Source organism: Acidovorax facilis (genome assembly GCF_023913775.1).
Lineage (GTDB): Bacteria > Pseudomonadota > Gammaproteobacteria > Burkholderiales > Burkholderiaceae_C > Acidovorax > Acidovorax facilis.
Genome location: NZ_JAMXAX010000030.1, coordinates 1 through 24,027, shown reverse-complemented (window position 1 = coordinate 24,027; position 24,027 = coordinate 1). Strand labels below are relative to the sequence as shown.

Here is a 24,027-nt window from a genome sequence, read left to right as displayed (position 1 = left end):
GCACTCAGTCGCGCGCGTTGTCAAAATGGGGAAGCTCGTCCGTGAACATGACCAGCCGAACCACGCCCTGGCGGTCCAGGTGGACGTGGGCAAGGCGCGGGTCGGAGTTCTGGCGGAAGCGGTAGGTCCAGATGTCGCCCTCGAACCGTGCCACACGCTCCACGCGCAAAGGCGCGCCAAAGGTGCGCTGCACATCGGCGGTGGTCCATATGCCCACGGGAAGGTTCTCAAAGCGCGCCTGCGTCAGCACCTGCTCGTTGCGCACCAGCCTGCCGCTGGCGTCGAAATCCAGGTTGTAGGCCGCAAACCCCGCGGGCAGCTCGGAGTACAGGAGCCGCTCGCCGCTTGGCAAAGGGAAGGAGGCGGTGGGCGGCCCGAGACGGGCAACCACCTCGGCGCGCAGCGCGCCGGCTTTTTCGCGGGCCGGCAGCGCACAGCCCGAAATTTGCACCGCCAGCACAAGAAGCGCCAGGCGCGCCAGCACTCCGCCACCCCTGCGGGTGCAGAGCGCCGGACCGGTCACTCGCGCGCCCCCCGCTGCTGCTTGACCATCTTGGTCTTGATGCGGTTGCGTTTGAGTGGGGAGAGGTATTCCACAAACACCTTGCCCATGAGATGGTCCATCTCGTGCTGGATGCACACGGCCAGAAGGCCATCGGCCTCAATGACGCGGGACTGGCCTTGCTCGTCCAGCGCGCGCACATGCACGGCATCGAAGCGTTCAACGCCGTCGTAGATGCCGGGTACCGAGAGGCAACCTTCTTCGTTGAGGTGTTTTTCGGCACTGGTCCAGGCCAGTTCGGGGTTGATGAGCACCAGCGGCTGGTTGCGTTCCTCAGAAACGTCGATGACCACCAGGCGCTCGTGCACGTCCACCTGGGTGGCGGCCAGGCCAATGCCATGGGCGTCGTACATGGTGGCCAGCATGTCGGAGACCAGCGTCCGGATGCGGTCGTCCACCGCCGCAATGGGGCGTGCAACCTTGTGAAGCCGGGGGTCCGGGTAACAGAGAATGGGAAGGATTGCCATGAAAGCTGCCAAGAGATGTCGCTATTTTCGCCACTTTTAAGGCCTGCTGCAGCGCCGCCAGCCAATAATCGTTGCCGAATCAAGGGCTTGAGCAGAGAATCTAAGAAGCTTTGTAACGTATTTGCCCGGCTGCGCGGTTGCTCCGTGCGTCGAGGTGCCAGCGAGGGGGCGTTTCCCAATGCATGAGAAAAGGAACAACATGACAGCATTCACCAGCGTGCGGCGGACCGCCCTGGGCGCGCTCACCATCATCGCTGGCGCTTTGCTGGTCGCACCGGCTCAGGCCCAGACCCCTCCCATCTCCAGCGGTCAGCGCGCCACGGCACAGCAAGTGTCGGAGCGTGGCATCCCCCTGTCCGAGCTGGCGCCCAACGCCCCGGACACCTACACGGTGCAGCGCGGCGACACGTTGTGGGGTATTTCGGGTCTGTACCTCAAGCGGCCCTGGCGCTGGCCCGAACTGTGGGGCATGAACCTCAAGGCCATTGCAAACCCACACCTGATTTATCCGGGCCAGACGCTTTACCTGGACAAGGATGGCAGCTACGCCCGCCTGCGGACGACACCCCCTGGCGTGTCGGATTCAGAGCCTCAGACGGTGCGCGTGTCGCCCCGCACCCGCAGCGACAGTCTGGCCAGCACGGCGCTCCCCACACTCAAGTCTCACCTGATCGAGCCCTTCCTCGTGGAGCCTCTGGTGGTGGATGCCGACGTTTTGCAACGGGCTCCCCGCATTGTGGCCACCACCGAAGATCGCGTGCTCATGGCCAGCGGCGACCGCGCCTATGTGCGCGGCGATGCATCCGCCCCCGTCCGTTCAGAACCTGGCGAGCCCCGCTTTTTCCGTGTTTTCCGCGATGCCGTGGCCATGAAGGATCCGGTGACGGGTGAAATCCTGGGGTACGAAGCACAGTACCTGGGCAAGGCCGAGCTGGTGCGTGGCGAGTCTTTTGAAGAGATTCCCAACGGCAAGGGCGGCTATGTCTCTGAATATGTGCCTGCCACTGTGGATCTGTCCGGCACCAAGGAAGAGATACGCGCAGGAGACCGCATCCTGCCAGCGCCTGCCCGGGTCTTCACCAGCTACACCCCACGAGCGCCCCACATCGATGTGGACGCGCGCATCGTCTCCATCTACGGCAGCTTCTCGGCAGCCTATGCCGCCCAGAACCAGGTGGTTGCGATCAACATGGGTTCGCAAGACGGCATTGAGCCAGGTCATGTCCTGTCGCTGCTGACCCAGGGCGACCGCATCAAGGATGTGACTGGCGAGGGGAAGACCATGATCAAGCTACCCAGCGAGAGCAACGGGACGGCCATGGTGTTCCGGACCTTCGACCGCGTCTCGTACGCGCTGCTGCTGGAAATCCGCAGCGGCGTGCGCGTGGGCGACCGCCTGATCAATCCTCAGGAATAACGGCGGACTGGCTGAAGCCGCACGGCTGCCTGTGGGTGGCGCGGCGGCGGGGCTGGCGTTGCCGTGGTTCTTCTATCAACTGCCTCCATGGACCGCGACGAGCTGGGCGCTTGGTTGCGCCTCACGCTTTCCCAGGGCGTGGGCAATGGCGCCGCGCGGCGCCTGCTGTCCCGTTTTGGGCTGCCGCAGGACATCTTCCGCCAACCCGAATCTGCCTTGCAGCACTGTGTGACCTTGGCCCAGGCCAAGGCGCTGTGCACCGTACCCAGCGGATGGGAGGCGTTGCTGGAGACCACCTGGCATTGGCTGGAGGGAGCAGATCCACAAGGACCTGCCCGTGCGGTGATCACATTGGGGGATGCCCGGTATCCCCAGTCGCTGCTGGACACCGAAGATCCCCCGCTGCTTATGTACCTGATGGGGGCGGCCCGGCTGTTGGCGCAAAACCCGTTCCCGACCGGCCGGTGCCTGGCCGTGGTCGGCAGCCGCAACCCGACGGCACAGGGCGCGGACAACGCGCGGCTCTTTTCGCGCGCGCTGCGGGGGGCGGGCTTCACCATCGTCTCGGGGCTCGCGCTGGGTGTGGATGCGGCAGCCCATGAAGGTGCGCTGGATGTGTCCTCCGACCCCTTTGCGGAGGCAACACCTGCCACCATTGCGGTCGTGGGCACCGGGTTGGATCGCGTCTACCCCCGCAAGAACCTTGACCTGGCCCACCGCATCGCAGCTCACGGGGTGTTGGTCAGCGAATACCCCCTGGGCACGCCACCGCTGGCCGCCAACTTCCCCAAGCGCAACCGCATCATCTCCGGCCTCTCTCAAGGCACTCTCGTGGTCGAGGCGGCGTTGGCGTCTGGTTCGCTGATCACCGCCCGAATGGCGGCGGAACAGGGCCGAGAGGTCTTTGCCATCCCTGGCTCCATTCACGCACCGCAATCGCGGGGTTGCCATGCGCTCATACGCCAGGGCGCCAAGCTGGTGGAGTCCGCGCAGGATGTGCTGGAAGAACTGCGCATGCCCCCTGCGGCAGGCAAGCAGAGCGCCTCTTCTGGCGCTGCCGTGCTTGACGAAGAAGGCAGCAGGGATATCGACACTCGCCAGACTGAAAGCCCCTTGTTGCAGGCGCTGGGTTTTGACCCCATGGGGGTGGATGCCCTGGTGGCCCGCACGGGCATGGATGCGGCGTCGCTGCAGGTGGAATTGCTGGAGCTGGAGTTGGATGGCCAGGTGGCGCGTCTGCCCGGCGGCCTGTACCAGCGGCTGGGCAGCGCCTGACGCTGGCGGTGACCTCTCGTTGCCCGGTGGCACAGGCATCGTCTTGATGCCCCTGAAACCGCGTCAGTCCAGCAGCCGCTCGGGGTTTGCGTCCAGCTTGGCCAGTGCATCGCGCGTGGCGCGCAAGGTCAGGCCTTCTTCGTCCTGGGCCACGAGCAAGCCCGCTTGCAAGTACGCAGCCAGCCTGCGCAGCTGGATCAGGTAGCTGCTGCCATCCACGGCTGCGAACAGGTGCAACTGCTTGCGCTGGCTTTGCCACGCGTACTGCACCTGGGCCGATGCGCCGTTGTGGTCCAGTGTGTACCAGGTGCCAGGCTGCAGTTCCTGGGCCCAGGCCACCATGGCGTCTTCCACCGGGGCGCCGTTGTCGGCGACCACGTGAATGGACGAAGCGTCGATACCCAGCATCATCTCGATGTTGTCGGCATTGAGCGGCATGTCGCCCAGCGTGGCGTCGCTAATAAAGTCCTCCAGATTGGCCAGGCGCTTGGCCATGGCGTCAATGTGGGCCTGCGGAATGGAGGCCGTCTTGGACAGGAAGGCATCGGCCAGGGTGTCGGTGAGGATCTTGATCTGGGCGTCCTGCGGCGCGCCGTTCACGCCCATGAGGGCCAGCCCCTGGCGCAGGCGCTGCAGCAGGCCAGGAAGATTCTGGATGACCTGCGCGCGGTCGCTGCGGTTGGGCTTGGCACTGGCGGCCCAGACGAGGTCGGCGGCTGTGCGCTTGAGCGAGATGGTGTCTGCGTGCTGGGGGCCGTCGCGCACGGCCGAGAGGGCCAGGACTTCGGCCCAGGTCTTGAACAGAAACTCGCGGATCTCGTCGCGCACCGGCATGTCGCGCAGCATGGTGCGCAGCTCGATGGTGTACTGGATCGCCAGCGTCTCCCTTTGTTCCACCTGTTGAGCCACCGTAACCAGGCGCGACGTAGCCTGTTTTTCGGTGAGGAACTTGGACAGGAATTTCTCGAACTCGTCGTAGACGAGCTGGAACACCCGGCGGCCGGTTTCAGGGTACTGCTCAATCACCTGTACCACGCGGCGGATTTCCGCCTCCAGTGCGCTGCCATTGATGCTGGTCGCATCAAAACCCATTACGCAGGCGCCCATGCGGTCGATCAGCTGGCGCGCTGGGTGGTTGAGGTTGCTGAAAAACTCTGGCTCGGCCAGTGCCACACGCAGCACAGGCACCTGAAGCCGCGCAAACCACACGCGCACGGCTGGCGGGATGCGGTCTTCGGCCAGGATGCTCTGGAACATCAGGGCCACCACTTCGATGATGGCTTTTTCACCGGCCGTCGAGGCTTTTTTCTTGAGTTCGGTCGAGCGTTCGCGCACGGCCCCTGCCAACTGGACCACGGCCGCAGGGCTGTAGTCTTCCATCAGGGTGGCGACACCGCTGTAGTACGTGTCGGCGTGCACACGGTGGGCGGTCAGTGCATGGGCCAGCGCCGCAGACGCTGGTGGGGCATTGACCATGTCGAAGCCGGTGGCGGGCTGTGTGAGCAGCCTGCGCAGTTGCCCCATCACACCGTGGGCGCGCTGGCGGGCGCGTGCCAGCGGAGTCATGCCGGTGGCAAACGCAGTGGGCATTCCGTGCTGCGGGTAGCCCGGTGGGGGCATGCGGGACGGATGCTGGGGCATGGGCCGACCGCCTGGGGGGGGCACCATGCCCCCGCGCGCTGCCGCCATGGCATCCCGGGTCTGGGCCAGGGCCTGGGAGGCCAGGCCTCCGGCCCCGGAGTCGTTGCTCCCACCGCTGCCGGTGATCGCCCCCCCTGCCGTGCGCCGCACGCGGGACTTCAGGTCCGCCTGTGGCGTCACACCCTGTTCCACATAGAACACGTTGACGGCCTGGTACTGTTTCTGAAGCAGGTTTGCCAACTCCCGCTGCAGCGGGTCCACCACGGTCTGCAGGTCGGTGCGGGGCAGTCCGGCCTCCACCCACTGCTCGACCAGCAGCAGGCACACGGCTTCCGGACGGAGGATATCGCTGCTGTCGAGTTCCTGGCCTTCCAGCGACTGGGTGCGCTGGCGCAGTGTGTCGAACTGCTGGCTCACCTGTTCGCTGACCGTCAGGGCCATGCGCGAAGCCAGGATCTTGTTTTCCACCACGTCGTCACTCAACAGTTCGAACTGGGGGTTTGCGCCATTGGCTGCCAGGGCACCCCGGGTGGTGCTGCTGTGGGGGGCCAACGCATCGCGCCAGGCCTTGCCGGTGCGATCTGTCCAGGCTGCGTGGTGCTGTTGGTACCGCATCCAGGCATCGCGGTGCGACTGCATTTCGCGCGCCGTGCCCGTCTGGGTCATCAGCGTTGTCAGGAGGTCCAGGACCGTCTTGTCCAGATCCGGGAGCCCCGCACAGATGCCCTCTACGAACCGCTGGCGCGCCTGGCGGGCCAGGCGGCGCTGCGGAACGGAAGAGGGCGTGGGCTGCATGGGCAGATATTAGCGGGTCAGACGGTGGCTCCGGCATGGGGATCATTCGGATCCCCATCTTTTCTGACGGGCTTGACAAGGTCCTCGCGTTTTACGCCCAGCCACATGGCGATGGCGGCTGCCACGAACACGGACGAGTAGATGCCGAACAGGATGCCGATTGTCAGCGCCAGCGCAAAGTAGTGCAGGCTGGGGCCGCCAAAGAAGAACATCGACAGCACCATGGCCTCGGTCGAAGCGTGGGTGATGATCGTGCGGCTCATCGTGCTCGTGATGGCGTGGTCGATCACCTCGTGGGTGGTCATCTTGCGGTACTTGCGGAAGGCCTCGCGGATCCGGTCGAAGATCACAACCGACTCGTTGACCGAGTATCCCAGCACGGCCAGCACAGCAGCCAGCACCGACAGTGAGAACTCCCACTGAAAGAACGCGAAGAAGCCCAGGATGATCACCACGTCATGCAGGTTGGCGATGATGGCGGCGACCCCGAACTTCCACTCGAAGCGGAAGGCCAGGTAGATCACGATGCCCACGACCACCATGGCCAGCGCCATAAGGCCGCCGTGCACCAGTTCCTCACCCACCTGCGGGCCGACGAACTCGGTGCGGCGCAGCGTGACCTCGGGGTCAGCGGCCTTGAGTGCGCCCAGCACCTGCTCGCTTTGCTGCGCGGATGTGACGCCCTTTTGCACGGGCAGCCGGATCATCACGTCGCGGGCGGTGCCGAAGTTTTGCACCTGCACGTCCGGATAGCCCAGGCCGGAAACCGTCTCGCGGACCTTGGCCAGTTCGGCGGGCTGGCTGTAGGCCACTTCCATGACCGTACCGCCGGTGAACTCCACCGACAGGTGCAGGCCGCGGGTCAGCAGGAAGAACACTGCGAGGGCAAAGGTGATGAAGGAGATCGCGTTGAAGATCAACGCGTGCTTCATGAAGGGGATATCTTTTTTGATGCGGAAGAATTCCATGGCCGTTGTCCTTTAGTTCGTCTTGGCCACGGCGGTGTCGGTATCTGGCTTCCAGACCGTACCGATCGACACGCTCTTGAGCTTCTTCTGGCGGCCGTACCACAGGTTCACCAGGCCCCGCGAGAAGAACACGGCCGAGAACATGCTGGTCAGGATGCCGATGCAATGCACCACGGCAAACCCGCGCACCGGGCCGGAGCCAAAGGCCAGCAGGGCCAGGCCTGCAATCAGCGTCGTCACGTTGGAGTCGAGAATCGTCGCCCAGGCACGCTCGTAGCCCGTATGGATGGCCGCCTGTGGCGATACACCCGAGCGCAGCTCCTCGCGGATGCGTTCATTGATCAGCACGTTCGAGTCAATGGCCACCCCAATCGCGAGGGCCATGGCGGCAATGCCCGGCAATGTGAGTGTGGCTTGCAGCATCGACAGAACCGCCACCAGCAGCAGCACGTTCACGCCCAGCGCAATGCTGGAGAACACGCCAAACAGCATGTAGTAGGCGCACATGAAGATGGCAATCGCGATCAGACCCCAGACCACGCTGTTGATGCCGCGCTCGATGTTGTCGGCGCCCAGGCTGGGGCCGATGGTGAATTCTTCGATGATTTCCATGGGCGCCGCCAGCGAACCGGCGCGCAGCAGCAGCGCGGTGTCGTTGGCTTCGGCCGTGGTCATGCGGCCCGAAATCTGCACGCGCCCACCGCCGATTTCGGTGCGGATCACTGGCGCGGTCACCACTTCGCCCTTGCCTTTTTCAAACAGCACGATGGCCATGCGCTTGCCTACGTTCTCGCGCGTGATGTCCTTGAAGATGCGCGCACCCTTGGCGTCCAGCGTGAGGTTCACAGTGGGTTCCTGCGTCTGGCCGTCAAAGCCCGGCTGGGCATCGGTCAGGTTCTCGCCGGTCAAGATCACCTGCTTCTTGACAATGACCGGCTGGCCGCTGCGTTCCAGATAGCGTTCCGAGCCGAACGGCACGGGGCCACGGCCAGTCTCGGCGGCGCGGGCTTCGGTGCCCTCGTCCACCAGGCGAACTTCCAGCGTGGCGGTGCGGCCCAGGATGTCCTTGGCCTTGGCCGTGTCCTGCACACCGGGCAGCTGCACCACGATGCGGTCCAGACCCTGCTGCTGGATCACGGGCTCGGCCACGCCCAGTTCGTTGATCCGGTTGTGAAGCGTGACCATGTTCTGCTTGAGCGCCTGCTCCTGCACCTTGCGCGTGGCTTCGGGCTTGATGGCAACGCGCAGCTTGAATTCAGTGCCCTCGGGCGTGCTGGTGACCTGGAGGTCGGGGAACTGGTCCGCAATCAGGTTGCGGGCTGCAGTCATCGTGGCTTCGTCGCGCACCTTGATGTCGATGTTCTGCCCTTCGCGGCTGATGCCGCCGTGGCGGATGCTCTTGTCGCGCAGTGCGGTGCGGATGTCGCCTGCGTACGACTCGGCTTTTTTGGTCAAGGCCGCCTGCATGTCCACCTGCAGCATGAAGTGCACGCCGCCGCGCAGGTCCAGGCCCAGGTACATGGGGTTGGCGTGCAGGGATTTGAGCCAGACGGGCGAGCGGGACACCAGGTTCAGCGCCACGATGTACGAGGGATCGTTGGCGTCGGGTACCAGGGCCTTCTGGATCGCGTCCTTGGCCTTGAGCTGCGTGTCGGGCGCATCGAAACGCGCGCGCACCGAGTTGCCTTCCAGTTCCACGAAGTCTGGCGTGACGCCAGCCGCCTTGAGCGCCTCTTCCACCCGCTGCTGCACGGCGGTGTCCACCTTGACGGTGGCTTTGGCCGACGAAACCTGCACGGCAGGTGCCTCGCCGAAGAAATTGGGCAGGGTGTACAACACCCCCACCAGCAGCACGATCACCAGGATCGCGTACTTCCAGACCGGATAACGGTTCATGATCGCGCTCTACTTCAGTTGTCCATGGCGCATCGCGCCAGCCCCCTGCCAGAGATGCCCGGGAACTGGCTTTGACCAGTCCACGGGCATCGTCCCCCTGTTCCCGCGCGCAGCGCGAGAACAGGGGGAAGCGGCGCAGCCGCTCAGGGGGATGTTCATTGATTACTTTACCGAGCCCTTGGGCAGCACCTGAACCACGGCGCTGCGCTGCAGCTGCACTTCCACGCCGCTGGCGATCTCTATGTGCAGGAAACCTTCGGACAGGCGCGTGACCTTGCCGACGATGCCGCCTGCGGTGGCCACTTCATCGCCCTTGGCAATGGCTTCGATCATGGCGCGGTGTTCCTTCTGGCGCTTCATCTGGGGGCGGATCATGACGAAGTACAGCACCACAAACATCAGCACCAGGGGCAGCATGCCCGTGAGCGTGGACATCATGTCGCCGCCGCCAGCGGCTGCTGCGGGTGCGGTTTGGGCAAAAGCGGAAGAAATAAACACGGACTGGACTCCACAACGGATGTTCAAAATTCACACAACCCGCCAGAGGCAAGCGCCATAGCGCCTGTCAGGGCAGAACAGGGCATTGTATGCGGCGCCCCGCCTGTGTCCCCAGGAGGAAGACCCAAGGCGGCAGCGGGTGTTTGCCGCGCCAGGCGGTGCTGGGGATGGATTAACAGTTATTTGGGTAAAAATGGCTGCTAGCGCTTGATGGTTATACATTTATAGCTCATCAATTAATAGCAAAAAGCCCGCGCCGGCGCGGGCTCTCCGCCCCAAACGGCCGCTGCGGGCCGTGTGTCAGGCCGCCTGGCGCCGGGGCTCGGTCGCCTTGCCGCTGCGCCACTGGGCCATCAGGCCGTCCCATTTGGGGCGTGCCGCTTTCAGGTGGCGCTCCTTCACGTGGCCATAGCCCCGGATCTCTTCGGGGATGCGGGCGATCTCCACGGCCAGGGCCAGGTTGTCCGCATTCAGCGTGGCCAGCAGTTCGTCGATGCAGGCGCGGTATTCCACGATCAGCGCGCGCTCCATGCGGCGCTCCTCGGTCTTGCCGAACACGTCCAGCGCCGTGCCGCGCAGACCCTTCATCTTGGCCAGCAGGCCAAAAGCGCTGCGCATCCAGGGGCCGAAGGGCTGCTTGACGAGTTCGCCCTTGTCGTTCTTCTTGGCCGTCATGGGTGGTGCCAGGTGGTGCACCAGCTTGTAGTCGCCTTCGAACATGTTGGCGATCTTGTCCGTGAAAGCCTGGTCGGTGTGCAGGCGCGCCACTTCGTACTCGTCCTTGTACGCCATGAGCTTGAACAGGTAGCGGGCCACGGCTTCGCTCAGGCGGGTGCCGACGTCCAGCCGCGATTCGGTCGCCTTCACCTTCTCGACAAACGCGTGGTACTCGGCCGCGTAGGCCGCGTTCTGGTAGCCAGTGAGGAATTCGACACGCTTGGCGATCATCTCGGTCAGCGAGGGCTTCTTCACAAACTGGATCACCTGAGCAGCCTGGAACAGCGCCTGCACCGACGCCAGATCGTGCGCGCAGCGGCGGCCCCATTCAAACGCAGCCTTGTTGTTGTCCACCTGCACGCCGTTGAGTTCCATGGCGCGCATCAGCGATGCCAGCGTGAGCGGCACGCGGCCCTTTTGCCAGGCGTAGCCCAGCATCAGTGGGTTGGTGTAGATGCTGTCGCCCAGCAGCTGGGTGGCCACCTGCTCAGCATCGAAGCTGCCCACACCGCCTGCGCCGACCGCCGCGGCAATCGCGCTGTCGCAATTGGCGCCGGGGAACTGCCAGTCCGGGTTGGTCACAAACGCCGCCGTGGGCGTGCCGTGCGTGTTGAGCGCGACAAAGGTACGGCCGGGCTGCATCACTGCCAGCGTGTACTTGTGGGCCGCCACGATGGAATCGCAGCCAATCACCAGGTCCGCCTTGGCCGTATCGACCTTGGTGGTGTAGATGGCTTCGGGGCGGTTGGCGATCTGGATGTGGCTCCAGGTGGCGCCACCCTTTTGCGCCAGGCCGCCAGCGTCCTGCGTGATGACGCCCTTGCCATCCAGGTGCGCCGCCATGCCCAGCAGCGAGCCGATGGTGATCACGCCCGTGCCGCCCACGCCGCCGACCACGATGCCCCAGGCCGCTTCCGCCACCGGCAGCACGGGTTCAGGAATGGACGGCAGCGCCGACAGGTCGCCTTTCTTTTCCTTCTTGGGCTTCTTGAGCTTGCCGCCCTCCACCGTGACGAAACTGGGGCAGAAGCCGTTCACGCACGAGTAGTCCTTGTTGCAGGTGCTCTGGTTGATGCGGCGCTTGCGGCCAAATTCGGTCTCCACGGGCTCGACGGAGAGGCAGTTGGACTTGGTCGAGCAGTCGCCACAGCCCTCGCACACCAGCTCGTTGATGACCACGGTCTTGTCGGGCGTGGCCAGCGTGCCGCGCTTCCTGCGGCGGCGCTTCTCCGTCGCGCAGGTCTGGTCGTAGATGATGACCGTGCAGCCCTTGATCTCGCGGAACTGGCGCTGCAGCGTGTCGAGCTCGTCGCGGTGGTGCACCGTCACGCCCTCGGCCAACGGTACGCCGTCGTACTTCTGCGGCTCGTCAGTCACGATGATGAGCTTGACCACGCCCTCGGACTTCAGGCTGTTCATGATCTGCAGCACCGAGTGGCCTTCAGGCCGCTCGCCCACCTGCTGGCCGCCGGTCATGGCCACGGCGTCGTTGTAGAGCACCTTATAGGTGATGCTGGTGCCGGCCGCAATGCTCTGGCGGATGGCCAGCAGCCCGCTGTGGAAGTAGGTACCGTCGCCCAGGTTGGCGAACACATGCTGGTCGGTGGTGAACGGCGCCTGGCCCACCCAGGTCACGCCCTCGCCGCCCATCTGCGTGAAGGTGCTGGTGTTGCGGTCGGGCATCCAGTTGGCCATGTAGTGGCAGCCAATGCCGGCCACGGCGCGCGAGCCCTCGGGCACGCGGGTGCTGGTGTTGTGCGGGCAGCCGCTGCAGAACCACGGGGCGCGTTCGCCCGTGTCCACCTTCAGCTCCGTCATCGCGCGCTCGCTGGCCTCGATGACGGCAATGCGCGAATCCATGCGCGCGATGATGTCGCTCGACACGCCCAGCTTCTTCAGGCGCTTGGCAATCGCCTTGGCGATGATGGCGGGGGTCAGGTCGGCCTTGGCGCGCAGCAGCCAGTTCTGACTGGGGTTGGGCATGGACCATTCGCCGCCCGTCGCATCGCCCTCGGGCTCGTCGAACTTGCCCAGCACATTGGGGCGCACGTCGGCGCGCCAGTTGTACAGTTCTTCTTTTAGCTGGTATTCGATGACCTGGCGTTTTTCTTCCACCACCAGGATCTCCTGCAGGCCCTGCGCAAAGTCGCGCGTGATGGTCGCTTCGAGCGGCCACACCACGTTGACCTTGTGCACGCGGATGCCCAGCTGGCGGCAGGTGTCGTCATCGAGGCCCAGGTCCACCAGCGCCTGGCGCGTGTCGTTGTAGGCCTTGCCGCTGGCGATGATGCCGAAGCGGTCGTTCTTGCCTTCGATGACGTTGTAGTTGAGCTTGTTGGCGCGGATGTACGCCAGGGCCGCGTACCACTTGTAGTCCATGAGACGCGCTTCCTGCTCCAGCGGTGCGTCGGGCCAGCGGATGTGCAGGCCGCCGGGCGGCATCACGAAGTCCTCGGGCATCACGATCTTCACGCGGTCCGGGTCGATGTTGATGCTGCTCGAAGACTCCACCACCTCCTGGATGGTCTTCATGCCCGACCACACGCCCGAGAAACGGCTCATGGCAAAGGCGTGCAGGCCCATGTCCAGGATTTCCTGCACGCTGCTCGGGAAAAACACCGGCGTGCCGCAGGCCTTGAAGATGTGGTCGCTCTGGTGCGCGGCCGTGCTGCTCTTGCTGATGTGGTCGTCGCCCGCAATGGCGATCACGCCGCCATGCTTGGCGGTGCCGGCCATGTTGGCATGCTTGAACACGTCCGAGCAGCGGTCCACGCCCGGGCCCTTGCCGTACCAGATGCCGAAGACGCCGTCGAACTTCTTGCTCTGCGGGTACAGGTCCAGCTGCTGCGTGCCCCACACGGCCGTGGCGCCCAGTTCTTCGTTCACACCGGGCTGGAAGACGATGTTGTTGGCCGCCAGGTGCTTCTTGGCCGCCCACAGCGCCTGGTCATACGTGCCCAGCGGGGAGCCCCGGTAGCCGCTGATGAAACCCGCCGTATTCAGCCCCGCCACCGCATCGCGCTGGCGCTGCAGCATGGGCAGGCGCACCAGGGCCTGCACCCCGCTCATGAAGGCCCGGCCGTGGTCCAGGGAATACTTGTCGTCAAGCGTGACGGTTTCCAGCGCCTTGCGGACGGATTCTGGGAGTGGGGCATTCATGGCTATGTCTCCAATGGCTTTTTTGTGGGGTCCGCGCCTTGTGGGCCGGTGGGGGGCAGAGTCCATCCGCCCGTTTAGGGCCGCGACTCCAGTGTGGAGAGAAGTGTATGTCTGCGCCGCTGATATGTCTTTGCGTTCTGTGCCGTGTTTAGGCTATTCTGAGAAAGGATCTTTCTCATTGCAGTCATTTTGTGAACACTCTCGACAAATTCGATATCGCCATCCTCAACGAACTGCAGGCTGACGCCCGCCTGACGAACGCCGAGCTGGCCCAGCGCGTGGGCCTGTCGGCCGCGCCCTGCTGGCGCCGCGTGCGGGCGCTGGAAGAGCAAGGCTTCATCAAGGGCTACCGCGCCGAGATCGACCGGCACAAGATTGGCCTGGGGGTGCTGGCCTTTGTGCGGCTCGATGCCGACCGCAGCACGGGCAACCTCACGCGCAAGATGGAAGAGGCCATCCGCCAGATCCCCGAGGTCGTGTCGTGTCACTACATCAGCGGCACCGGCACCTTCGAGCTGCAGGTGGTGGCGCGTGACCTGGACAGCTTTTCGCAGTTTGCGCGCGATGTGCTGCTGAACCTGCCCAATGTGAAAGACATGCACACCAGCTTCTCGCTGGGCGAGGTGAAGGCCAGCGGGGCGCTGCCGCTCACGCACCTGGCGCGGGCCAAAGGGTGATTGCTGTTGAATTAATAGCTGACAGGGCTTAATGGACGGGCGGAGAGGCCTGGTTTTTGCCTCAAATCCGGGCAGCACAAGCCCCCGCCCCGGGGCGAGGGGCTCGATGTGGCTGGGCGCCCTGCAAGGTAACAAGGCGTTAGGGCGTGGTTCCTGCGCAGGGTGTGCTGTATAAGCCTGCGGAACCACAGCGGGGCTGCCAAGCTGCCGCACGCACCCTCTCCGTCACCCGCCTGCAAGGCCCCGCACTTTGTGTCTCTGACCTGGGTGTGTGTCCGCGAGCTGGGGGCGCGAGCGGTTGCCGGTGGGTCTACCAATACGACGGCTCCTTTCGCGCACAGCCCCATGGCCTGTCGACCGGAGCCCAAAAAAGAGGGCGAGGGCGGCATGATCATCTGGGGCATTTTCTGGGGCGCGGTGCTGGGCTCGTGGTTCGGCGGCTACGGCGACTTCGGGCCGTTTGTGGGCGGCATTCTGGGCTTTTTCGCCGGGCTGTCGCTGCGCTGGGCGATCCGCTCTGCCATCCGCACCGAGCTGCAGGCGCACGCCACCAAGGCCACTGCCCAGCCCACGCGGGCACCGCAGGCGGCGGCGGTTGCCGAAGACCAGCCTGTGGCGGCAGCGCCCGTGCCGCAACGGCCTGTGCCACACGCACCCCCTCGAGCTGGCCGTGCTCGCGGCCAAGAGCTGGCTCCTGGGCGGCAACACCATCGTGCGTGTGGGCCTGGTGATCCTTTTCATCGGCCTGTCTTTCCTCGCACGCTACGCCGCCTCGGCCGGGCTGCTGCCTGTTGAATTCCGCCTGGCGGCGGTTGCCGCGGTAGGCATTGCGCTGCTGGGGGTGGGGTTCCGCAAGCGCACCGACAAGCCCGGTTTTGCGCTGGCCCTGCAGGGCGGCGGCGTGGCGGTTATGCACCTCACCGTGTTTGCGGCTTTCCGGCTCTATGGGCTGCTGCCGCCGCTCTGGGCCTTCGGGCTGATGATCGCGGTCTGCGCGGCCAGCTGTGCGCTGGCGCTGCTGCAGGATTCGCGCGCGCTCGCGGTGGCGGCGTTCGCCGGCGGCTTCGCTGCGCCCATCCTGCTGTCCACAGGCCAGGGCAGCCACGTGGGCCTGTTCAGCTACTACACCCTGCTCAACCTGGCGATTCTCTTCATCGCCCACAAGCGCTCCTGGCGCGTGCTCAACGTGGTGGGTTTTGTCGCCACCTTTGGCGTGGCCACGGCCTGGGGGGCGCTCAAATATGTACCCGATCACTACGCCAGCACGCAGCCCTTCCTCGCGGGTTTTGTGCTGATCTACCTCGCCACGGCCATCCTCTATGCGCGCAACACGCCCACGAAATTGGGCAAGACGGTGGACAGCATGCTGGTCTTCGGCACGCCGCTGGTGGGCTTTGGGCTGCAGGCCGGGCTGGTGCAGCCGTTTGAGCTGGGCGCGGCCTTCTCGGCGCTGGCCTTTGCGGCGGTCTACCTGCTGACCGCGACCATGCTGGCGCGCCGCGCGCAAGCCAGCTGGCGCCTGCTCACCGAGTGTTTTATCGCCATCGGCGTGGGTTTTGCCACGCTGGCCGTGCCGCTGGCGCTGGATGCGCAGTGGACCTCGGCAGTGTGGGCGCTCGAAGGCGCGGGCGCCTTCTGGGTCGGCATGCGCCAGGCGCGCTGGATGCCGCGTGCCTTTGGCCTGGTGCTGCAGGTCGTGGCCATGCTGGCGTTCATGGGTGGCGTGGACAGCGGGGGCCTGCAGGTCTCGCCCCTGCCGCTGGCCAACCCGGCCTTCCTGGGCGCGATGCTGATTGCGTTGCCCGCGCTGCTGCTGGCCTGGTGGCTGCGCCAGCCGCTGCCCCACAGCGGTTCGGCCTGGGCCCAGGGCTATGCCAGGGTGGAGGTGCTGTTGCCCAACCCGGCCTACCTCTACGGCTTTGTCTTCTGGTGCCTGGCCTGGTGGCTGGAGATCACGCGCAGCGTGCCCGCCACCGAGGCGAATCAGTGGCCCGTCCCGGTGTTCTCGGACCGCGTTGCCGAACTGCTGGGCATGCTGGCCGTGGTGCTCAGTGCAGCTCTGTCGATGCTGCTGGGCCTGCGCACACACTGGGCCGTGGCCACCTGGCCTGCGCGCGCCACCATCGGCGTGCTGGCGCTGGGGTGGGTGGCGCAGGTGGTGGACGGCCACCGCGTGTTGACCACGCCCGCCTGGGCCGTGTGGCCCATCGTGCTGGCGCTGCATGGGTGGATGCTGTGGCAGACCGATCGCTTGCAGGCGGCGGACGCTGGGGGTCCGTCCGCCCAAAGCGCGCCGCGCTTCGGCTGGTTCCACGCCGCCACGGCCTGGTTGGTGACGTTGCTGCTGGCCGACTGCCTCTGGTCCGGCATCGGCAAGGCCGAGCTGTGGCGAACCTCGTGGGCCGGTGTGGTCCTGCTGGTCAGCGCGATTGCGGTGCTGATGCTGCTCGCGCTGTGGGCGGGCCGTGGCAACCAGCCAGCGGCACGCGCGGCGCTGCCCTGGCCGCTGAACCCCCATGCCGAGGCTTACTACTGGTTGGCGGCCCTGCCCCTTGCGGTGCTGGTGTTCGGGGGCGCGCTGCTGGCCGCCGTGCATTCGTCCGGCCACACCGCGCCGCTGCCTTACATCCCTTTGCTCAACCCCACCGACCTCACGCTTGCGCTCGCGCTGGGCAGCCTGGTGTTCTGGCGGCGGGTGCTGCTCGCAGCACTGCCGCCCCCGGCCCGCTCGGGCGGGGTCACCGGGCGCCATGCGCTGGTGGCCTTGGCGCTGCTCGCCTTCATCGTGATCAACACCGTGTGGCTGCGCGTGGCCCACCACTTCTTTGGCGTGCGCTGGGATGCGTCGGCGCTGTTCAACAGCTTTGTGGTGCAGACGGGCTACGCCATCCTGTGGACGCTGCTGGCGCTCAGCATGATGGTGCTGGCGCACCGCCGCGCGCAGCGGCCGCTGTGGCTGGTGGGCGCGGGCCTGCTGGGCGTGGTGGTGGTCAAGCTGCTGGTGATCGATTTGTCCAACGCGGGTGGTGCCGAACGCATCATTGCCTTCATCGCCGTGGGTGTGCTGATGCTGGTGGTGGGCTACTTTGCGCCTCTACCTCCGAAGTCGCCACCCAAGGCGGCCGCCCCTGCGGAGCCTGCCGCGCCACCGCTGGCGCCATCGCAACCAGAAGCACTGCCATGAAAAAGCCTGTCGCCCTGAACCTGCCTCTGGTGCTGGCCGCTGCTGCCCTGTCCCTGTGCGCCGGTGTGGCCCAGGCTGCGGCGGATGCCAACAGCCCTGCGGCCTACGCCATCCGCATTCCCGTGACGCTCGCGGCCGATGCGCCGCTGCAGCGTGTGATGCTGCCTGCCGAGGCGCTGGTGCGCCTGCAAAGCCCGGGCTATGCCGATGTGCGCCTCTTCAGCGGCGCGGGCCAGCCCGTGCCCATGGCGCTGGCCGGTGTGGTGGCGGCCAGCGCGCCCGAGGAGTCGGTGAGCTTGCCCGCCTATCCCATCCTGGGCGCCGCCAGCACGGGTACCGCGGGGCTGGAAGGCCTGTCGCTGCGCATCGAGGAGCGCCAGGGCCAGCGTGTGGTGCAGATCGACACTGCCGCCACGACCACCACGGCAGGCCCTGCCACTCCGCAAGCCGTGCTTGGCGCGTTGCTCGACGCGCGCAATGTGCAGTTGCCCGTGGCCCGCATGGCCCTGGACGTGGATCTGCCAGCGGGTCAGCCCGTGACGTTCCGGGTGCAGGCCAGCAAGGACCTCAAACATTGGCAGCCACTGGCCGAGACCGTGCTCTACCGTGCCGACGCGGCAGCGGCGCCCACGGCACCAGGCCGCCTGGGCAACGAGCAGATCGACCTGCAGCGCGCCGACCTGAAGGGCCACTACCTGCGCGTGACCTGGGGCGACGCCGCCGTGACCCTGCGCGGCGCCACGCTGGCCACCTCGCGCAGCACGGGCCCGCGCGAGCGCGTCAGCGCCAGCATGGCCACGCCCGCCCTGTCCAACCCGCGCGAGCTGGTGTTTGCGCTGCCGTTTGCCACACCGGTCGCCGCGCTCGCCATCACGCCGCCCGGCAGCAATGTGCTGATTCCCGTGCGCGTGCTGGGCCGCAACCACCGCGAGCAGCCCTGGTCGCCACTGGCCAGTGCCGTGGTCTACAAGATGGCCACCGGCGGCAAGGAACAGGCCAGCGGGCCCGTGGAGCTGGGCGGCGCCTCGGTGCGCGAGATCAAGATCGAAGCCGACCCCAAGACCCCCGGTTTTGCTGCCGCGCCCGCTTTGGCGCTGCAGTTCGAGCCTGCGCAGCTGGTGTTCCTGGCCAGCGGGCAGGGGCCCTTCACGCTGGCGGCCGGGCTGCCCGGGGCCACGGCGGCGGCCAGCGCCTTCCTGCCCCTGGCCAGCCTGGTGCCGGGCTACCAGCCCGCGCAGGAGAACACCCTGCCCGTGGCGCTGGCCGATGTAGCCCGGGCCGACATCACCGGCGGCAAGCCCGCAGACGGCGCGCTGGTGCCCGCTGCGGCGACCAGCGGCGGCATCTCCACGCGCAGCGCCGTGTTGTCGGGCGTGCTGCTGGCGGGCGTGGCGGCACTTGGGCTCATGGCCTGGCTGTTGCTGCGGCAAACCAAACAGGCGGGCCACCAGGCCCCTGCTGCGCCGACCGATGCGGCGTGACGAGACGTGAAAAGGCGCGAAGTTTGGCGCAGGCCCGCAGTGGGCTATTTGGCGCTGAGCCACCACAGCCACGCCAACCGTCGCACAATGCGCAGACATGCCGCCATTGCCGTCCCACGAAAGCACGCGCAGCGTTGCGCCCTCGCCCTCCCCTGATGCCTCGGACCTGAGCCCGGGCGCCCCGCCGCAAAGCGATGCGGCTGCAGACCGTGCCGCGCGTGCGGATCTGGCGCATGGCACCGAAGAGTCCGTCGCCGCCCAGTTGGGGGACAGCGCGGCGCTGAACCAGGTGGCTTCGCTCTCACCGTTTGCGCCCTTGTCGGTGCCCGTGTTCCGCATGCTGTGGCTCACCTGGGTGGCGGCCAACACCTGCATGTGGATGAACGACGTGGCGGCCGCCTGGCTCATGACCACGCTCACCACCTCGCCCGTGCTGGTGGCGCTGGTGCAGACCGCTTCCACGCTGCCGGTATTCCTGCTCGGCCTGCCCAGCGGCGCGCTGGCCGACATCCTGGACCGGCGCCGCTACTTCATCGCCACGCAGTTCTGGGTGGCGGCCGTGGCGCTGGTGCTGTGCGTGGCCATCCTGGCCGGGGGCATGACGGCGCCGCTGCTGCTGGCGCTCACCTTTGCCAACGGCATTGGCCTGGCCATGCGCTGGCCGGTGTTTGCGGCCATCGTGCCCGAGCTGGTCAGCCGCCCGCAGCTGCCCGCCGCGCTGGCGCTCAACGGCGTGGCCATGAACGCCTCGCGCATCATCGGCCCGCTGCTGGCGGGCGCCATCATCGCCAGCGCCGGTAGTGCCTGGGTGTTTGTGCTCAATGCTGTGCTGTCCATCCTCTCGGGCCTGGTCATCATGCGCTGGAAGCGGGTGCATACGCCTAGCCCGCTGGGCCGCGAGCGTCTGACCAGCGCCATGCGCGTGGGCCTGCAGTTCGTGCGCCAGTCGCCGCGCATGCGGGCCGTGCTGTGGCGCATCTCCATCTTCTTTCTGCACGCCACCGCGCTGCTGGCCCTGCTGCCGCTGCTGGCCAAAGGGCTCGAAGGCGGCGGCGCGGGCACCTTCACGCTGCTGCTGGCCAGCATGGGCGCGGGCGCCATCACGGCGGCCATGTTCTTGCCGCGCCTGCGCCAGGCCATGGCGCGCGATGTGCTGGTGATACGCGGCACGGCGCTGCAGGCCGCCGCCACGGGCGTGATGGCCGTGGCGCCCAATGTGTACGTGGCCGTGCCCGCGATGTTCGTGGCGGGCATGGCGTGGATCACCACGGCCAACTCGCTGTCGGTGTCGGCCCAGCTCGCGCTGCCCAACTGGGTGCGCGCGCGCGGCATGTCCATCTACCAGATGTCCATCATGGGCTCCACCGCGCTGGGCGCCGCCGTGTGGGGCCAGGTGGCCACGGTTACCGATGTGCATGTGAGCCTGGGCATTGCCGCCGCCACCGGCGTGGTGGCCATGCTGCTGGTGCAGCGCCTGGTGGCCGACCGCAGCATGGAGGAGGACCTGAGCCCCTCGCGCGCCTTCAAGGCGCCCGTGGCCGACACACCGCCCGGATCGGGGCACCTGGTGGTCACCATCGAATACTTCGTCGACCCGGCCCGTGCCGTCGAATTCCGCGCCGTGATGCAGGAAAGCCGCCGCAGCCGCTTGCGCCAGGGCGCCCTGGGCTGGCAACTGCTGCACGACATCAGCCAGCCCGCGCGCTATGTGGAGCGCATCGAGGACGAGTCGTGGACGGAGCACCTGCGCCGCTTTGACCGCGTGACGGCCTCGGACGTGGCGCTGCGCGACCGCAAGCTGGCGTTTCATGTGGGCGATGCGCCGCCCCGGGTGACGCGCTGGGCGGTGGAGCAATGAGGGGCCTCCCCGGGTAGCTATAAATCACCCGCGCATGCCGCTGGTGCAGACAATGCGGTAGCCCGAAAAAAAGGGAACACACGATGGTGTTCCCTTTCAATAGGAGCGTGCAACGCCCCGAAGCCAATGAGCGGCTGTTGGATCAGTCGGGCGAACCGGCCCAGATATCGGAACGCAAGCCCGCATCTGCGCCCACGGCTGCAGACTTCGCGCTCGCCGCCTTTGCCGTGACGTCGGTCACGGAGATCGCCACCGGACGAAGCGCATCGCCGCCGGAAACTTCACGCGAAGTCACACAAAACCATTCGCCTGGAATCGCCGCGACCACTGTGCCAGCATCACTTTCGCGCCCTGGGTTGCGGCCCAGCCATCCTGCAGTATTCGTCCGGATGGGTTTGCCGCTAGCGTCGATAGATGTGGAATTCCAGTCGTCGTTACTCCCGGTGGAGTTGTCGCTGAATCGGATCACCAGCGTGGGGTTGGAATCGGCAGCCATGCCTTCTGCTAGGACGACGAACACTTTGCTGCCGTCCGGCAACGTTTTCCCACCTGCGCCCACAATCGTGCACGCCGCTGTCAGCGTGTTCTGCGATTGCACCGCAATCGTGCTGATGTTGAGCAGCTCTGCATGCACACCCGTGGCCATCGCCAGGCCCAAGCTCATTCCCAAAACACTCTTCAAAATACCTTGTCGCATGGTGCGATCCTCTCTTTGTGAACAACAAACACGATCTGCGCCAAGGCACAGACCTTCCTCCCTGTCTTCGGCTCCAGAACAGAACATCTGCCCTTGCCATGCCGACACATGGCCTGGCAGGTTCCGCGCCCTTGCACGCCATGTGTTGGCCTGCACGCAGGGCGTTGGACTGTGCAGCGTTTTGGTCCGTACGTACCTTCACGCCGCTGTCAAAAGCGGCGGCTTTGTGCCATCCGTGCGCTTCGCGCACTGCTTGGCCGGCTGAAGGGTTACCGCGGCGATAGGCCTTTGGTCGCCCAGAGAGCCACTACCTGCCGAAGACGAGCGCAGATTCTCAAGGGCCAATCTGGTATTGGTGCCGTTGACTTTGTAGTCATCTGTAAATGCACTTGGCCCGCAGGTATGGCCATTCACAGGAGGGTTTGCAACCTCCGCACGCGCGTCGATGCGGGGGCGGCGTTCCTTCGCTCCGCGAGTGCCTCTTACAACGCGTCACAAAAACCCCATCGGTTTCACCATCCTCCTCCGGGGCACGGGGGGCTGGCGATTGCTGCATGCATCAGCCAGTCCGCGCGGTTTGTGGAACGCATCCGGGACGGAGCCTGGACGGAACACCTGCTGCGCTTTGATCGGGTGATGGCGGTTTGACGTGGCGCAGCGGGGCCGTACGCTGGGGCTTTATGGGGGATGCGCCGCCGAGGGGGACAAGGTGGGCGTTGGCACCCTGGGCTGGGTTTTCGTGCGATTTGAGATGTTTTTGGTCGCTAGCGCCTGTGGTGTAAGTGCTATAAGCTATAAATTTTGTAGCATTGTGGCTCGTATCACCCCGCCCCTCGGGCTGAACGCTCCCGGCCAGTGCGACTCGGTTGAAAATCCCGGCCCATGACCTTCATTTTTCAGATGCTCTACCAAGTGCATCCGCTGCTTCCACTCGCGTATTTGATCGTGCTGGGGAACGGGGTTCTCGCCCCCGCTATCTATTGCGCCGCGCGCGGTATCCCGTATGACATCACGAAGATCTGGTCGTTGGCCAAGCACGGCCAGATCGGCGCGAGATATACCGTGATCTCGTGGGCCGCATTTGCCGCAGCGTCGGTCTTGGTTCTTGTTCTGTATGGGGTGAGATGAACCTATGAAACTCCTCGCGCGCTTCCGCCTGCTGCTTTCTTTCCTGTGTATCGTCCCCTGCGTCCACGCTGCCCCCGACCCAGCCCTGCTTGGCTGCTGGCGCGCCGCCAAAATCGTGTTGACCACCCCCGATGGCGAAAAGGCCGAAGACACCTCCGGCCGCTGCACCCTGCAGTTCAAAGAGGATCAGTTCGAATCGACCTGCAAGACCGCCAGCGGGACGGCCACTACCAAGTACCGTTACCAGGTCGTCCGCCCCCAGGTGTATGCGGCCACCATGGCGGGCAGCACTTTCAGGACGGAGATGGTGGGCTCGACGCGCGAGTACGAGTACCACATCACGGGCGATCAACTGCGCACTGTGACCGTGCCCCCGGCCATGGCGTTCGCGGCGGCGGCTGCGGCCCAGCGGGTGGAAACCGAAGCGGCAAGGGCGCCGTGCCCGTGAACCCGGCGGCCAACCACTGGGCGTAGGTTCGCAGAGGGGTTGAGAGTTTGCTATCAATTTAATAGCAATTAGCGCTTGCTGAATAAGCGCTGGCGGCCAAAATCATCCAACAATCATCGGGGCCACAACGCCCACAGCCGCAGGTTCTGCTTCAGGCGCCCGGCGATGTCGCCCGCTTCCGGGCCCCAGCCTGTGAAGAAGTCTGCACGCACCGCGCCCAGGATGGCGCTGCCCGTGTCCTGCGCCAGCACCATGCGGTTGAGCTGTACCTGCGGGCCGCTGGAGGCCAGCCAGACGGGCGTGCCGTACGGGATGCTCTGGCGGTCGACGGCAATCGATCGGCCGGGCGTGAGCGGCACGCCCTGGGCGCCGCGCGGGCCGAAGCCTGCGTCCAGCGGGTTCAGGGGCTCCTCGCGGAAGAACACGTAGCGTGGGTTGGTCCACATCAGCTCGTTGGTGCGCTGGGGGTTGGCGGCCAGCCAGGCTCGGATGCCGGGCCAGGTGGCGTCGCGGGTGTAGCCCTGGTCGAGCAGCCAGCGGCCGATGCTATGGTAGGGCTGGTCGTTGGTGCCCGCGTAAGCCACGCGGACCAGCGACACCGTGCCGTCTGCCTCGGCGATGCGCAGGCGGCCCGAGCCTTGGATGTGCAGCACCATCGATTCCACCGGGTCGCGCAGCCAGGCAATGGCGCGGCCTTGCAGGGCGGCCTGCGCTTCCGGCAGGGTCTCGATCTGCTGGCGCGTGTACCAGGGCTTGCGGGCCCCAAGGCTGGTCGGTACGCGGTAAATGGGCACGGTAAACCCATTGCCTGGCTGGCGGGTTGCCTCCATCATCGGCTCGTAGTACGCGGTGAGCAGGCCTTCGGGATTGCCGTCGGTTGCTTCAACGCGGTAGGGCTGCAGGCGGGCGATGAGCCAGGCGCGTTGCTCGTCGGCGGTGGCAATGCTCAGCTGGCGCACTTCGCTGCACAGCGCGGTGAAGGGGGGCTGGGGGCGTTCGCAGCTCTTGATCCAGGCGTTCCAGGCCTCGTGCAACGCATCGTCGGCAAAGCCCGGCAGCTCGGCCCAGCGCACGGGAATCCAGCGACTTTTGGGCTGTGACATCGGTGGCGGCAGCGGGCCGATGTCGCCGGGCAGCACCACGGTGCTGGGCGGTGGTG

Annotated in this window: 17 protein-coding genes; 8 read left to right on the top strand and 9 right to left on the bottom strand. The window is 66.0% G+C overall.

Annotated elements, in window-relative coordinates:
* Positions 1-4 precede the first annotated feature (4 nt).
* Positions 5-484, bottom strand: a complete 480-nt coding sequence (locus NFX52_RS11270; protein WP_055400348.1) for a hypothetical protein — start codon at positions 482-484, stop codon at positions 5-7.
* 35 nt (positions 485-519) lie between these two features.
* A complete protein-coding gene (gene def / locus NFX52_RS11265; protein ID WP_055400349.1) occupies positions 520-1,029 on the bottom strand; it encodes a peptide deformylase in 510 nt (169 codons plus the stop codon).
* Between the two features lie 199 nt (positions 1,030-1,228).
* Here def and NFX52_RS11260 point away from each other — a divergent pair, with 199 nt between their 5' ends.
* Both NFX52_RS11260 and dprA read left to right on the top strand, forming a co-directional pair.
* Positions 1,229-2,446: a LysM peptidoglycan-binding domain-containing protein gene (locus tag NFX52_RS11260; RefSeq protein ID WP_082437542.1), complete on the top strand. Its 1,218-nt coding sequence runs from the start codon at positions 1,229-1,231 to the stop codon at positions 2,444-2,446.
* An 87-nt stretch (positions 2,447-2,533) separates the two neighbouring features.
* Positions 2,534-3,721 (top strand): DNA-processing protein DprA, encoded by a 1,188-nt coding sequence (dprA, locus tag NFX52_RS11255; protein ID WP_055400354.1) that lies wholly within the window; start codon positions 2,534-2,536, stop codon positions 3,719-3,721.
* Between the two features lie 63 nt (positions 3,722-3,784).
* On the opposite strand, the gene NFX52_RS11250 is transcribed toward dprA, so the two are convergent.
* The 5 genes from NFX52_RS11250 to NFX52_RS11230 all read right to left on the bottom strand — a co-directional run bounded on the left by NFX52_RS11250 (position 3,785) and on the right by NFX52_RS11230 (position 13,395).
* The gene (locus tag NFX52_RS11250) at positions 3,785-6,157 is read right to left on the bottom strand and encodes a DUF1631 domain-containing protein (protein ID WP_055400356.1); all 2,373 of its coding nucleotides are present in this window, start codon (positions 6,155-6,157) and stop codon (positions 3,785-3,787) included.
* A gap of 17 nt (positions 6,158-6,174) precedes the next feature.
* Complete coding sequence (gene secF / locus NFX52_RS11245; RefSeq protein WP_055400358.1) at positions 6,175-7,125, bottom strand: protein translocase subunit SecF; 951 nt, start codon at positions 7,123-7,125, stop codon at positions 6,175-6,177.
* Positions 7,126-7,137: 12 nt separating this feature from the next.
* Positions 7,138-9,021, bottom strand: a complete 1,884-nt coding sequence (gene secD / locus NFX52_RS11240; protein ID WP_055400360.1) for a protein translocase subunit SecD — start codon at positions 9,019-9,021, stop codon at positions 7,138-7,140.
* 162 nt (positions 9,022-9,183) lie between these two features.
* On the bottom strand, positions 9,184-9,519 hold the full coding sequence (yajC, locus tag NFX52_RS11235) for a preprotein translocase subunit YajC (protein WP_055400362.1): 336 nt from the start codon (positions 9,517-9,519) through the stop codon (positions 9,184-9,186).
* Between the two features lie 300 nt (positions 9,520-9,819).
* Positions 9,820-13,395 carry an indolepyruvate ferredoxin oxidoreductase family protein gene (locus NFX52_RS11230; protein ID WP_055400364.1) on the bottom strand — a complete coding sequence of 1,192 codons (3,576 nt, stop codon included), beginning with the start codon at positions 13,393-13,395 and terminating at the stop codon, positions 9,820-9,822.
* A gap of 191 nt (positions 13,396-13,586) precedes the next feature.
* Here NFX52_RS11230 and NFX52_RS11225 point away from each other — a divergent pair, with 191 nt between their 5' ends.
* The 4 genes from NFX52_RS11225 to NFX52_RS11210 all read left to right on the top strand — a co-directional run bounded on the left by NFX52_RS11225 (position 13,587) and on the right by NFX52_RS11210 (position 20,595).
* On the top strand, positions 13,587-14,072 hold the full coding sequence (locus tag NFX52_RS11225; RefSeq protein WP_055400366.1) for an Lrp/AsnC family transcriptional regulator: 486 nt from the start codon (positions 13,587-13,589) through the stop codon (positions 14,070-14,072).
* A 595-nt stretch (positions 14,073-14,667) separates the two neighbouring features.
* A complete protein-coding gene (locus NFX52_RS11220; RefSeq protein ID WP_252635643.1) occupies positions 14,668-17,256 on the top strand; it encodes a DUF2339 domain-containing protein in 2,589 nt (862 codons plus the stop codon).
* Positions 17,253-18,737, top strand: a complete 1,485-nt coding sequence (locus NFX52_RS11215; RefSeq protein ID WP_055402232.1) for a DUF3999 domain-containing protein — start codon at positions 17,253-17,255, stop codon at positions 18,735-18,737. The genes NFX52_RS11220 and NFX52_RS11215 overlap by 4 nt, the downstream gene beginning before the upstream one ends.
* A 97-nt stretch (positions 18,738-18,834) precedes the next feature.
* Positions 18,835-20,595 (top strand): MFS transporter, encoded by a 1,761-nt coding sequence (locus NFX52_RS11210; protein WP_207401925.1) that lies wholly within the window; start codon positions 18,835-18,837, stop codon positions 20,593-20,595.
* Between the two features lie 142 nt (positions 20,596-20,737).
* Here the strand turns inward: NFX52_RS11210 and NFX52_RS11205 are convergent, their stop codons facing one another.
* Positions 20,738-21,292 (bottom strand): hypothetical protein, encoded by a 555-nt coding sequence (locus NFX52_RS11205; RefSeq protein ID WP_147433274.1) that lies wholly within the window; start codon positions 21,290-21,292, stop codon positions 20,738-20,740.
* Positions 21,293-22,174: 882 nt separating this feature from the next.
* Between NFX52_RS11205 and NFX52_RS11200 the strand changes: the two genes are divergently transcribed.
* Together NFX52_RS11200 and NFX52_RS11195 are read left to right on the top strand one after the other, a co-directional pair.
* The gene (locus tag NFX52_RS11200) at positions 22,175-22,420 is read left to right on the top strand and encodes a hypothetical protein (RefSeq protein WP_055402226.1); all 246 of its coding nucleotides are present in this window, start codon (positions 22,175-22,177) and stop codon (positions 22,418-22,420) included.
* A 4-nt stretch (positions 22,421-22,424) separates the two neighbouring features.
* Positions 22,425-22,868: a hypothetical protein gene (locus NFX52_RS11195; RefSeq protein ID WP_055402225.1), complete on the top strand. Its 444-nt coding sequence runs from the start codon at positions 22,425-22,427 to the stop codon at positions 22,866-22,868.
* A 113-nt stretch (positions 22,869-22,981) separates the two neighbouring features.
* Here NFX52_RS11195 and mltA read toward each other — a convergent pair.
* A partial coding sequence (mltA, locus tag NFX52_RS11190) for a murein transglycosylase A (protein ID WP_252635642.1) occupies positions 22,982-24,027 on the bottom strand: 1,046 nt, incomplete at its 5' end.